Annotated in this window: 15 protein-coding genes; 3 read left to right on the forward strand and 12 right to left on the reverse strand. The window is 42.2% G+C overall.

Annotation, left to right across the window (positions count from 1 at the left end; all coding sequences use genetic code 11):
• Positions 1–15: 15 nt before the first annotated feature.
• Complete coding sequence (locus EG2_RS19900) at positions 16–441, reverse strand: CsbD family protein (RefSeq protein ID WP_071870114.1); 426 nt, start codon at positions 439–441, stop codon at positions 16–18.
• 514 nt (positions 442–955) lie between these two features.
• Between EG2_RS19900 and EG2_RS08470 the strand changes: the two genes are divergently transcribed.
• On the forward strand, positions 956–1,228 hold the full coding sequence (locus EG2_RS08470) for a hypothetical protein (RefSeq protein WP_003126697.1): 273 nt from the start codon (positions 956–958) through the stop codon (positions 1,226–1,228).
• Positions 1,229–1,293: 65 nt separating this feature from the next.
• Here the strand turns inward: EG2_RS08470 and EG2_RS08475 are convergent, their stop codons facing one another.
• From EG2_RS08475 to EG2_RS08485, 3 genes are all read right to left on the reverse strand, one after another.
• Positions 1,294–1,653 (reverse strand): hypothetical protein, encoded by a 360-nt coding sequence (locus EG2_RS08475; protein ID WP_005473249.1) that lies wholly within the window; start codon positions 1,651–1,653, stop codon positions 1,294–1,296.
• Positions 1,654–1,848: 195 nt separating this feature from the next.
• Positions 1,849–2,394, reverse strand: coding sequence for an ECF transporter S component (locus tag EG2_RS08480; RefSeq protein WP_003126700.1), 546 nt, complete (start codon positions 2,392–2,394; stop codon positions 1,849–1,851).
• Positions 2,381–2,797: a DUF4430 domain-containing protein gene (locus EG2_RS08485; RefSeq protein WP_060814339.1), complete on the reverse strand. Its 417-nt coding sequence runs from the start codon at positions 2,795–2,797 to the stop codon at positions 2,381–2,383. The genes EG2_RS08480 and EG2_RS08485 overlap by 14 nt, the downstream gene beginning before the upstream one ends.
• Before the next feature lie 146 nt (positions 2,798–2,943).
• Here EG2_RS08485 and EG2_RS08490 point away from each other — a divergent pair, with 146 nt between their 5' ends.
• Both EG2_RS08490 and EG2_RS18820 read left to right on the forward strand, forming a co-directional pair.
• The gene (locus EG2_RS08490) at positions 2,944–4,335 is read left to right on the forward strand and encodes a C69 family dipeptidase (RefSeq protein WP_060814340.1); all 1,392 of its coding nucleotides are present in this window, start codon (positions 2,944–2,946) and stop codon (positions 4,333–4,335) included.
• A 165-nt stretch (positions 4,336–4,500) separates the two neighbouring features.
• Complete coding sequence (locus EG2_RS18820; protein WP_005473255.1) at positions 4,501–4,635, forward strand: hypothetical protein; 135 nt, start codon at positions 4,501–4,503, stop codon at positions 4,633–4,635.
• A gap of 140 nt (positions 4,636–4,775) precedes the next feature.
• Here the strand turns inward: EG2_RS18820 and EG2_RS08495 are convergent, their stop codons facing one another.
• From EG2_RS08495 to EG2_RS08530, 8 genes are all read right to left on the reverse strand, one after another.
• Positions 4,776–5,078 (reverse strand): hypothetical protein, encoded by a 303-nt coding sequence (locus EG2_RS08495; RefSeq protein ID WP_003126704.1) that lies wholly within the window; start codon positions 5,076–5,078, stop codon positions 4,776–4,778.
• Positions 5,079–5,244: 166 nt separating this feature from the next.
• Complete coding sequence (locus tag EG2_RS08500) at positions 5,245–6,591, reverse strand: TrkH family potassium uptake protein (protein WP_060814341.1); 1,347 nt, start codon at positions 6,589–6,591, stop codon at positions 5,245–5,247.
• A 48-nt stretch (positions 6,592–6,639) separates the two neighbouring features.
• A complete protein-coding gene (locus EG2_RS08505) occupies positions 6,640–7,269 on the reverse strand; it encodes a V-type ATP synthase subunit D (RefSeq protein WP_005473260.1) in 630 nt (209 codons plus the stop codon).
• Positions 7,250–8,650: a V-type ATP synthase subunit B gene (locus EG2_RS08510; protein ID WP_060814342.1), complete on the reverse strand. Its 1,401-nt coding sequence runs from the start codon at positions 8,648–8,650 to the stop codon at positions 7,250–7,252. Before EG2_RS08510 ends, EG2_RS08505 begins: the two co-directional genes overlap by 20 nt.
• Positions 8,634–10,421, reverse strand: a complete 1,788-nt coding sequence (locus EG2_RS08515) for a V-type ATP synthase subunit A (RefSeq protein WP_060814343.1) — start codon at positions 10,419–10,421, stop codon at positions 8,634–8,636. The genes EG2_RS08510 and EG2_RS08515 overlap by 17 nt, the downstream gene beginning before the upstream one ends.
• Positions 10,422–10,436: 15 nt before the next feature.
• On the reverse strand, positions 10,437–10,748 hold the full coding sequence (locus EG2_RS08520; protein WP_060814344.1) for a V-type ATP synthase subunit F: 312 nt from the start codon (positions 10,746–10,748) through the stop codon (positions 10,437–10,439).
• On the reverse strand, positions 10,738–11,718 hold the full coding sequence (locus EG2_RS08525; RefSeq protein WP_060814345.1) for a V-type ATPase subunit: 981 nt from the start codon (positions 11,716–11,718) through the stop codon (positions 10,738–10,740). Before EG2_RS08525 ends, EG2_RS08520 begins: the two co-directional genes overlap by 11 nt.
• Positions 11,719–11,721: 3 nt before the next feature.
• Positions 11,722–12,315 (reverse strand): V-type ATP synthase subunit E family protein, encoded by a 594-nt coding sequence (locus tag EG2_RS08530; RefSeq protein ID WP_005473267.1) that lies wholly within the window; start codon positions 12,313–12,315, stop codon positions 11,722–11,724.
• Between the last annotated feature and the right edge of the window lies 1 nt (position 12,316).

The raw sequence follows: 12,316 nt of genomic DNA on the forward strand, positions 1-12,316 counted from the left end.
GTCTCTCACTACATCCTATTTTTGGTCGAATTTGTCTTTGACATCTTGTGCCATTGACTCAGATTTGTCTTTAAGATCTGCAATGATTTCTTTAGAATGCCCTGCTGCTTGATCAACAAAGCCTTCTGCTTTTTTTGTCGGATCATCCGTGATATCGCCTGCTGCCTCTTTGGCTTTACCAGCCACCTTGTCTGGAGTTCCAACCCCAATGGCAGAGGTCACAGAATTTTTCAAGTCCATTAGTACTTCTTTAGAAGCACCGACAACTTGATCCAATGTTCCTTCTGCTTGCATTTTTTCGTTGCCAACGACATTTCCCGCAACTTCTTTTGCTTTGCCTTTAACAGAATCTTTGTTGACAGTCATCTTCTGCATTTTATTATAAACTGCCAGACCAAAAGCCGCGCCAATCAAACCTACTACGAATCCAGATTTTTTCATATGTGTCTCCTCCAATTCTTTTATAGTTATTATTTTAACAGAAATCTGCTGAAATGCCTGTTTTCAAGCTTGCAGTCCTCGTTCTTTTACAGGTGCCATTTCCTCTAGAAGAACGTATTTCTGCTTAACTCCCTTTCTCTAAGCTACTTCAAACAAAAAGTTGCCTTTTTTAAACGTTAAGAAATGATATGTTTTCGCACGCTTTCTCTTTAAGTGCCATCAAAAATCCTTGTTTATTCGTGTGCTTCTTATTTATTCATTCTTTGTGTTCATTCCTTTTGTCTCGCCGTTTCAGATCTCTTTATTCTGTCTTTTTTTCTGTATCTTTTTTTCTGTGTCTTTTTTCTGTAAAAACTTTCTGCCATTCAATCGGATAGTGATTCCTCTTCACCAGTTGTTTTATTCCGTGATTTGCGTTGCTAGGTGTTTTCCAGAATTGCCTTTCCTAGATAAATCGGGTAACATAGAAAAGAAGAATATTCGAGAATTTATTTTTCTCAGAAAGGATCGAATAATGAATGAAACACATGTAGGATTGTTAGTCAACAGTCGTGTTTTTCAAGAAACTCCGATGATGCTGACTGGAATTCAATTATTAGAAGACCATAAAATCATCAACTGTATTATTAAAGACCGTTACCTTTCTAGTTACGTTTTACGCTTACCTCTCAACAAGTACCAGCTAGAAGTCGAAGGCAAATGGAACAAACGTGAACAGTTAGTGATCAAACATATGAAAATCAAAAATATCGATGAATACATCAAAATTGTGGGAACCCCAGAATAAACGAACGGATCAATCCGCCAGCTTGGCGTTTGATCCGTTTTTGATTTTTCCTATAAAATAAGTAGTCAGCTCGCCATCCGGGTAAACGTATCGATCAACTGTTGCTGCTCTTCTTTGATTCCGATCGCCATCGGTTTAATCAAAACCTTGATAGTTTTAGAAGGCGTCTGGATCAACACTTTTTTGTTCATGACACCAGTAATTTTCAATGTGGTGATCTCATGGATCAGCACGGTTTCCATGGCTTTTTGTTCAAAGTTCAAATCCAATTGAATCAAACTAATTTTTTCTTCATCAACGATTACGATATAATACTTTGGCAAAGGAATCGCCATTACTTTAGCTTCTTCAGCATAGCCAGCCAGTTTCCCATTGAATCTCGTCCGATATGCTTCTAGATCTTCTTTTTTTACGATCCACTTCATTGAAACCGCTCCCTTTCCAGTATAGGTTAAGAATACCCGATTTTGTAAGAGAACAACACAATTATGCTTGTAGCAGTATCTACAAGGAGAATCTTGCCAGATATCGATATAAAAACCAGTGTCATTGATCATTCTTTGAGACAGATCAATGACACTGGCAATGAATGCAATAAAGCGCTGAATCAGCAGATTGCACTAATGAATGAGCTTTTTAGCTGGATAATAACGGTGAAAAAGTCGTCGAAATATTGGCGCAAGTAGTCCATAAAAGAAGCCATTTCCAACAGCATGCAGCGTATCAAAACTTATTCCTTGCAGATAATAGCCCCAAAAGCTTGGTAAGCCTAGCAGATACACGCTGAGTAAGGAGACCACAAATCCATAAAGGAACCCTGCTAAAATACTAAAAATCACTTGCAAGATCAAGGAACGTTTAACGATGGGAACATGTCTTAATCCGCTCATCATGAGGATCACGACTGTATAACTTACTGCCTGAGCAATCGTCCAAATTCCCATCCCCATGTAAAAATTCGTAATCAAAAGGGATAGCAATGCGACGATCAGTCCTCTGACACAGCCTAAATAAAGAGCCACCAATAAGAAAATAGCGGTCATTGGTTGTACATTTGGCAGTGGTTGAAACAATGTACGCCCCACCACTGATGCTGCTACTAGCAAAGCAAGATAAGCAATCTCTTGCACGGAAAAAGACATTTTTGTCGGTTTAAAATTTCTCATAGGTAAAAACGACTCGATCCTTTTCGGTAAGAGATGTATCTTTTGCGCCGGTATTGACCATCTCGTCATTGATCGTATAGGTCCAATAATAACCAGCCGCTTCATCTTGCGCTAATCCTTCAATACTGGTGATCATGCCTTTGTCTTCCACTAAATCAAAATTTTCCTTCATTATCTCCATTAAAGAGGTTCCTTCTTTGAATGACACCGTTTTGGCTGGTATTTGTTCAGGCTGCGCATCTGTCTTGTTCACAAATGAGATCTCAGCCGTCTGTTGCTTAACCATCGAGCTAGCTGTAGCTTGATTGCTGCCAGTCGTTGTTGTCTGAGTAGTAGCTTCAGAACAGCCGCTCAACCCAATCCCTGCCAGCCACAGCAAACTAAAAATAACGATTCGTTTCATTTTCTTCACTCCTTCTTTCCTATTTTACTAAAAGTCACACAGAAAGCGAACTAATTTTTAGTCGAAAGTTGATTGTCAATTTGTCTTTTACTCGCTATACTATGTTCAATTATCAACAAAATAATCTGAAGATCGGAGTTTTGTCAATGACACGCAAATCAGCTTCTTGTACAACCATGCTGGTAGGCAAAAACGCATCACTCGATGGCTCGACCCTCATTGCTCGCAATGAAGATGCCGGGGCAGTGTCTCTACCACAAAAATTTGTCGTAATCCAACCTGAACAACAGCCTGCTACGTTCCATGCTGTTTTAAGCGGGTGCAGTATTCCTTTACCGAAAGATCCCCTAAGGTATACTTCTACGCCTGAGGCAGATGAATCTCAAGGAGTCTGGGCTGCTTCAGGAATCAACAGCGCCAATGTCGCCATGACCGCCACAGAAACGATCACTACCAATGCGAGAGTTTTAGCTATCGATCCTTTGGTAAAAGAAGGCATTGGAGAAGCAGATTTTGTCAGTATCGTGCTTCCCTATATCCGTTCTGCTCGAGAAGGAGTCTTACGCTTAGGCGAGTTACTAGAAACTTATGGAACCTATGAGTCTAATGGTTTGGCTTTTGCCGATCGAGAAGAAATCTGGTATATGGAAACGATTGGCGGACATCATTGGGCAGCGATCCGAATTCCTGATGATGCTTATGTGATCGCCCCGAATCGAATGAATATCGCTACCTTCGATTTTGATTCCCAAGATACTTTATTTTCCGACGATTTACCTGATATGATTATCAGCAATCACTTAAATCCAGACTTTGAAGGAATCAATTTACGTCATATTTTCGGCAGTGCAACAGAAAAAGATACTCGTTATAACAACCCTAGAGCTTGGTATATCCAAAAACAGTTCAGCGAAACCGCGTCGGATCCGCTTGACCAAGATCTACCTTTCATCTGTCTTCCGAAAAAGAAAATCAGCGTGATGGATGTAAAGTGGGCGTTGAGCAGTCATTTTCAAAATACCCCTTATGATCCGTACGGGAATGGAACGGCTAGTGAGAGAACTCGCTTTCGTTCGATTGCTCTCAATCGCAATCAGCAAGTGCATATTCTCCAAGTGCGCAGTCACGTACCTGATGAAATTGCAGGCGTTCACTGGCTAGCTTTTGGTCCCAATACCTTCAATGGAGTGGTCCCTTTTTACAGCAATGTGAATGAGACCCCGAAAGGTTATTGTGATACCACCACTACTTACGATCCGGGAAATAGCTATTGGTTGACTAAAACATTAGCACTGATCGGGGATCAAGACTATGATCTATACAGCGATCTAGCAGAACAGTTTGAACAAACAATCATGGCAAATTGTCTAGCGATTCAACAGAAGATCGATCAGACAATCCCATTAACAAATCAGTTATTGGAAGAAGCCAACCGTGAAATGGCCCAGCTTTACTTATCACATGCCACTCAATTACTAGGAGAAATGGTGGAAAGAGGCAATACCAAGATGAAACTGCGTTTTTCTTTGACAGATTGATTCTCCTTTAACCGATTATTTACATGAAATTGACTAGAACTCAATATCTTGCCTGTATACTATAGCTACCAATTAATTTTCTTTTTGCTTTGCAGCACGGCTTTTTCTCTACTGTCGTGCTGCCCCCTTCTGAAAATAATTGGAATCTACCTTGGAGGTATCGAAATGAATAAAGAAGAATTTCGCACAGTCACCAATGAGGTCGTACAAGGAATCGTCATCGTCAAGAATGACAATCAAAATGTCTGGATCATTCAAGACAAAGAAGGCTATTTCCACGTAGTAAGCAAAACGGCGTAAATCACTCACTGAATCCTATCAAAAAGAACCCGTGCTGCGAAAAGTTATCTTTTCGTTTACCACAGGTTCTTTTTAACTAGCAGTGTCTTTACTATGAAGAAGCATATCAGCGGCAATAGTTCCCATTGACCCAAGCCATGCTAGTATTTTTGCATCAAGTTTTCAGTACCCTCTTGCCCATCACCATACACTGTCGATTGAATCGATGCAGTCGTATCAGCATGCTCTTTCCAATGCCCGAAAAAATACGTTCCGCATACTAAACTTGTTAGGAGCCCGATCCAGCCGTTGCTGAGCCATTCAACCAAAATCAGCAGTAAATAGATCAACTGCTGCGATTTTCTTGAAAGTTTCCGTAACAAGTACAGCCATTCTAGTAAAAAAACGACTAGCAGCACGGTCACAAAAGTTTTTCCTACAAACCACAATTCCCACAAGCTCATGGTCTTCCCACCTTTGGATTGTCCTAGCAGCTCTAACGAAATGCTGCAACTGACTCATTTAGTTCTTAGGAAGATCTTAGACGAGAAACCTTAAACTAACCTAAAAGTCGGCCATATTTTTCGGGGATGATTTCCATTGATCCAAAACAACTATTAATAACAGATCTTAGCCAATCATGACCGTTTCATCCGGGAATTTGTATCCGGCTTCTCGGCGGTTGGCTTTTGTCATCAATGAAAAAGCAACCGTCATGATGCCTACACGACCAATAAACATCAATAAGATGATCAATAATTTACCAAATACAGAAAGATACGGAGTCAATCCCATTGTTAATCCAACTGTTCCAAAAGCCGAAAAAACTTCAAAAGCAATGTATTCCAGTCCAAACTGAGAATTCCCCGGCATCGATTCTGTGATGGATAATAAAAAGATGGCAATAAAGCAAAGACTCAGTGTTAAGAAAAAGAGCGTGAACGCCCGCGAAACAGCCGCTTCTTTGATCGTTCTGCCAAAAACTTCAGCTCGTTTGCGCCCTTTCAACAAACTGCGAATCTTAATGATCAACACTGAGACCGTCGTGGTTTTCAGCCCTCCGGCAGTCGATCCAGAAGTACCACCGATATACATGAGAATCATCGTCAACATTAACCCAGCCTGACTCATCTGGCCATAATCGATACTATAAAATCCAGCCGTTCGAGGGGTCACAGCAAGAAAAAATAACTGGAAAAAGCGACTAACAATGGAATCTCCTGATACGATACTGGAGTGATATTCGGTCACATAAAAACCAACCGTCCCTAAAATCAGCAAAACAATCATTGCCAACAAGGCAATACGGCTGTGCAACGAGCGTCTTTTTGAAGTAGCTAACAAGTCAAACCAGACCAGAAAGCCTAAGCCGCCGGCAATGATCAAAAGACTAATGACACCTAAAACAAAAGGATCCGACTGAAAAGAGACCAGACTATTCCCAAAAAGATCAAATCCAGCATTACAAAAGGAAGAAATGGCGTGAAAAATACTAAACCATAGGCCTTGCTGCCAACCAAAGCGTGGCACAAAAGACAGAGCCAACAGGCAGATACCTAAAAATTGAATCAAAAATGCGATGCGGATAATGTACCAAGCCAATTGAAATTCGCCAGACATTCGGTCAAGATTGAGGGATTCTCTTAGAATCATCCGAGTGCTTAAATTGACCCTTTTTTTTGCTAAGATATAAAAGAAAACTGGGATCGACATAAAACCGATCCCCCCAATTTCGATCAAGAACAAAAGAATCGCTTGTCCGCCCATATTATACTGTTCAGAAATGGAAAAAGTCGAAAGTCCTGTCACACAAATCGCGGAAGTTGCGGTAAACAATGCATCTAAGAAAGGCACACCTTGCCCATCATTTGTTACAACTGGTAACATAAGCAACCCAGTTCCCATCAAGATCAACATCATAAAGACCAGTGTAACCAGCTGCGGTGCACTGATTTTTTTGGACATTCTTTTTTTCATCTTTCTTTCCTACCTTTATGCCAAGCAGATTTTCGACTGACGCGGCATTCACTTTGTTTTATTTTTTACCTTGATCATCCGAGTAACATTGGCGCGTTCATTTTCCTCAAGACGCATTTTGATCCCATAGATCGTCTCTTCCAATTCTGGTATCGTCAAATATTCTAGCGCATTGACCCGGCGGCGTGTTCGTTCTATCTCATCCGCCAGCAATTGACAAGTCTTTTCGATCTCTGTCAAAGACAATAGTTTAGGCAAGACATCGGTGAAACGTCCCATTGCCAGATCCAAAGGAACATTCGAGTTCACAAACCCATACTCGATCGGTGCCTGCATCACCACATCATCATAGTCGAATTGCATCACAGGCACTTCCACACTCATGATATTCTTGGTTGAGACATCAAGAGAAACTTCTGTTGCTGGCAAGATGAACATTTCTTCAATGTACTTTTCATTGATCGTGGCATTGGCTAGGCGAAAAGCCTTCATGGCACGATGTAATTGTGTTTCTACTTCTTTACGCAAAAGGTTGTTTTGTTTGATCAGTTCGATGAACTGACGCATCAACTCATCTTGTTTGTCTTTTAACAGTTTATGACCTCTTTTGGCAGTCGTCAACTGTTTGCTGAGGCGGCTTAGTTCCATGCGAGTTGGATTAACGGTTTGTCTGCTCATCTGCATCCTCTCCTTGTGGTAAAAACGCCTCTAGTAACGCATCGCTGATCCGTTTCAATTCTACTTTCGGCAGCATCGCCAACAGATCCCACCCAAGATCCAACGTTTCTTCAATGGACCGATTTGTTTGATAACCTTGATCCAGGTATTCATTCTCAAAGCGTTCCGCAAACTTGGCATAGATTTTATCGACATCAGATAGTGCTGACTCCCCTAAAACGACTGCGAGTTCTTTGGCTTGTTTCCCTTGCGCATAAGCAGAGAAGAGTTGATTCATCGTTGATGCATGATCTTTACGAGTTTTGCCTTCACCTGTTCCCTTGTCCTTCAGCCGAGAAAGAGAAGGCAAGACATCAATCGGCGGCTGGATGCCGTTTTTGTATAACTCTCTTGAAAGAATGATTTGACCCTCTGTGATATAACCAGTCAAGTCAGGAATAGGATGGGTCTTGTCATCTTCTGGCATCGTCAATATAGGGATTTGGGTCACCGATCCTTTCACTCCCCGTAAGCGGCCAGCTCGCTCGTATAATGTGGAAAGATTCGTATAGAGGTAACCAGGATAGCCTCGGCGCCCAGGTACCTCACGACGGGCAGCTGATATTTCCCGCAACGCTTCACAGTAGTTGGTCATATCCGTCATGATAACTAAGACATGCATCCCTTTTTCATAAGCTAAATATTCGGCAGCTGTGAGAGCCATTCGCGGCGTAGCAATTCGCTCAATTGCCGGATCATTTGCCAAATTCATAAAGACAACAGACCGATCAATCGCTCCGGTTTGGCGAAAATCTTCCATGAAATATTCTGCTTCTTCAAACGTAATCCCGATACCTGCAAAAACAACCGCAAAGTCGTCCTCTGTGTCGAGCACTTGCGCTTGACGAGCGATTTGAGAAGCTAATTCTTTATGCGGCAGACCAGAACCAGAAAAAATCGGTAATTTTTGACCGCGAACAAGCGTATTCAAGTGATCGATAGAAGAGATGCCAGTTTGAATAAATTCATCTGGGTAATCTCGAGCCATCGGGTTGATTACTTCCCCATTAATGTCCATTCGTTTCTCAGCAATGATTTCTGAACCACCATCTTTGACTCGTCCTAACCCATCAAAAACCCGGCCAATCATTTCTTCAGAAACACCTAGCTCTAACGGATGTCCGAGGAAGCGCACACTGGATTCTCGTAAATTGATTCCGCCAGTACCTTCAAAGATTTGCACCAGTGCTTTATCTTCTTGAATTTCTAAGACTTGACCTTGACGAATTTCACCATTTTGCAGACGTACTTCGATCAGCTCTTCATATTTCACTCCTGAGACACGATCGACCGCCATCAAAGGACCGACAACTTCCCCGATCGTTTTATATTCTTTGATCATCCGTACGATCTCCTTTCTGCAAGATTTCTTTCATCGTATCTTTTATCTCGCTTTCCAATTTGCGGATTCCTTCTAAATCATCTTCCGGAAGATATTTCATGCGAGCGATTTTATCTCGCAGACGTTCTGTTCCCTGATAGATTTCTGTCAAATAGGCGCCTAATTCTAAAGCTTTTTGACCTTCGTCATGAAACAGTAAGATGGTCTGCAGCATTTCAAATTGTTTTTCTCGAGAAGTGAAAGTATCAACAGCATCAAAGGCATTTTGTTGTAAAAAATCTTCTCGCAATGACTTCGTGATCTCTAACAGTAGTTGATCTTTATCCGATAAGGCATCAATCCCAACTAGACGCACAATTTCAGAAAGTTCAGCTTCTTTTTGCAGCATCCGCATAGCCGTAGTCACATTTTTCGACCAATCCACTTGCAACTGACGATCCAGATAAGCGCCCATTTCATTCTCATACAGGGAATAGCTTTTTAGCCAATCGATAGAGGGAAAGTGCCTTTTTTGAGCTAACGTGGCATCCAGCCCCCAGAAAACTTTCACCACTCGCAGGGTGTTTTGCGTGACAGGTTCGGAGATGTCCCCTCCAGATGGAGATACTGCACTAATGGCAGTGATGCTCCCTTCTTGTTCCGAGCCTAAACAAATCACTTTACCGGATCGTTCGTAATACTCGGCTAAGCGACTGCCCAAATAGGCAGGATAGCCTTCATCACCTGGCATCTCTTCCAAGCGACCGGACATTTCTCGCAACGCTTCCGCCCAACGAGATGTGGAATCGGCCATAATCGCTACAGAATACCCCATGTCTCTGAAATACTCCGCAATCGTGATTCCGGTATAGATAGAAGCTTCCCGAGCGGCAACCGGCATATTGGAAGTGTTCGCGATCAGTACAGTACGAGCCATCAAGGATTCGCCACTTCGTGGATCAATCAGTTCCGGAAATTCATTCATGACATCCGTCATTTCATTGCCCCGTTCTCCGCAGCCTACATAGACCACTAAGTCCACATCTGCCCATTTAGCAATTTGATGTTGGACCACTGTTTTTCCCGCACCGAAGGGGCCAGGGACCGCAGAGGCTCCCCCTTTTGCGATTGGAAAGAAAGTGTCGATCACTCGCTGCCCAGTGATCATTGGCTCTACCGGATTTAATTTCTGTTTGACTGGACGACTGTGCCGTACGGGCCATTTTTGCAACATCGAAAAGGAGCGTTCTCCTTTTGGTGTCTCAAGAATATAAACCGTTTCATCAATCGTAAAATCACCAGCAAAAACTTCTTTGACCCGTCCTGTAACGCCATTAGGCACCATAATTTTGTGGAGGAGCAATGGCGTCTCTTGGACGACCCCGATAACCATTCCTGGAGTAACTTCCGTTCCCACCGCAATGGTCGGTTCAAAGGTCCATTTTTTCTCATGATCCAATGCAGGCAGCTGGACCCCTCGTTTCAAAAAGTTACTTTGGGTCAGCTCCATAAATGTTTCTAATGGCCGTTGAATCCCGTCGAACATTTGAGACATAATTCCCGGTGCTAACTCAACAGACAGCGGTTCTCCTGTTGTTCGGACGGGTTCTCCTGGTCCGATACCTGACGTTTCTTCATAAACTTGGATCGAAGCGATCGTTCCTCTCATCTCGATGATTTCTCCAACAACCCCCAGATCACCGACATAACAAATATCTTCTAAACTTGCATGGCCCATATCTTTTGCTAAAACTAACGGACCTGACACTTTAATTATTGTTCCTGTTTCCACAACATCAGCTCCATTCTATAGTATGTTTTGCCCAACGGCTTTTTCGACATTTTCCTGGATCATTTTCAGCCCTACCCCTTGGGATCCATCGTAATCTGGGATCAAAATGATCGCTGGTGAAACTTGCTGTTGGTATTTGGCAATTTCTTCTGGAATCAATGCCGCACATTTTTCTGTTACGTAAATCACCGCATACTCTTCTTTCACTAAGCACTGAAAGGCACGAGTCACTTCCGCTTTTGCGATTGCGTAACACACTTGAAAGCCAAACAGCTGAAAAGGTAACACGGATTCTTTGCTGCCGATCACACCAATCTTAGCTGCCATAGTACCTCATCCTCTCTCTCAGTTCTTCTTCTGTGAAGCCACTGCGCTTTCCTACCAAAATCAGCCGCAAGTTCTGAATCTCCAATGTTTTGGCATTTAAAAACGCGAGTAATGGCATTGGTCCCAACGCTTCAGCAGCTACGAACTGCTGAGTAACTAAGTCATCTTTCACCAGTGCCAATGCAGCAAAATCGATCGTGGTCTCTTGTAATAGCGGCAGTAGCGCTTCTTGATAGCCAGTTTGTTTCAAAAAGGCGAGATAGTCAGTGAAAGAGGTTTCCGCAAAAGCGAGATAATCTTCTTTGGGAATACTTCCCACACTGACTAAAACAGCCGCCATAAAACTTTTTGATCTTTTTTGCAGCAAACAACGTGCAGCAATCGTGATATTCGTAAGGTCGATTCCTGTGATCACCGCATGTGTCAGTGCTGGAATATTTATTTTTTCGGCTAGGCGTCGTTGCTCATGTAAAAAGCGGCGATCGTAAATAATATCGATCCCTTGCAAAACAGCAGAACCTTCTAAGTATTCCCTTACTGCTTGGATCGTTTCAATGACTTTAGACGGTATACTTTCCGAAGATCCTGTTTGGATGGCATTTCTTAGTTCATCGATCGTATAGAATCCATCTTCGATCAGTAAATTGCTATAATCTCTCCCTGTTACATCTTCTTTGGTCAATACCTTCAAATTATGAAAGGTATACGGCAGCATGATCAAATGAAGCACATCAGGATCTGGAACGTTTTCTGCTAATTCTTGTATGGTTGTCAGCATTTCTTGATCCAGATACCCCTCAAATTTTTCGGAAAAATCAGCGCCCAGATAACGTTGATAATTCGTTTGCTGCAAGATTGCCATTACTTGATCCATAGACTCTGCTGCAATCAGCTGCTGCCAATCTTGCATTTGAAGCAAGGTTGTCTCTTTGATCCGAATCAGTGGATTCAATTGATGATAGCTCGCCATAGCTTACCCTCCTTTTTGGATCACTTTCAGCCAATGTTCTCTCGTTTCATTTTTGTATTCTTCTAGTAAAGCTTGGTAGGTGAAATTGTAGAAAACGCCATTGTCTTCTACTATAAACCCTGCTTGCTCCAATGGTTTGCCCATCCTTGCAAGATAAGGCAACCTTTGATTGACAGCAGTCAACCAATCTTTTGTCAAACTTGCTGACTGTTGCTGTCCACAACGAAAGATTACTTCTCCCGAAACGGGTAATTGCATTAATGTATTTTCCGCCAGATGTTGGACTGTATCAGGCGCCAATCCATTCATTTTTTGATAAGCTGCCGCGAATAATGTCTCCAGTTCTTTATGAGCTTGTTTAATCCCTTCTTGTTTGGCTGCTTTTATTCGCCGATTCATGTCTTGCTGATAGTTTTTTTCGATTTGTTTTTTTGCTTCTACTGAATGGCGCTTGATTTCTAGTTCTTTTTGGGACCAGGCAGCTGCAAAATCGGCATCGATCCTTGTTTTAGTGTCCGTTTCGATTACTTGCCGTTTTTCTTTTGCTTCCCGATCTAGTTCAGCAATCATTTTGTCGATGGCATCCATTGCCTCCATT

Origin of the sequence: Enterococcus gallinarum NBRC 100675 (assembly GCF_001544275.1) — a bacterium.
Lineage (GTDB): Bacteria > Bacillota > Bacilli > Lactobacillales > Enterococcaceae > Enterococcus_D > Enterococcus_D gallinarum.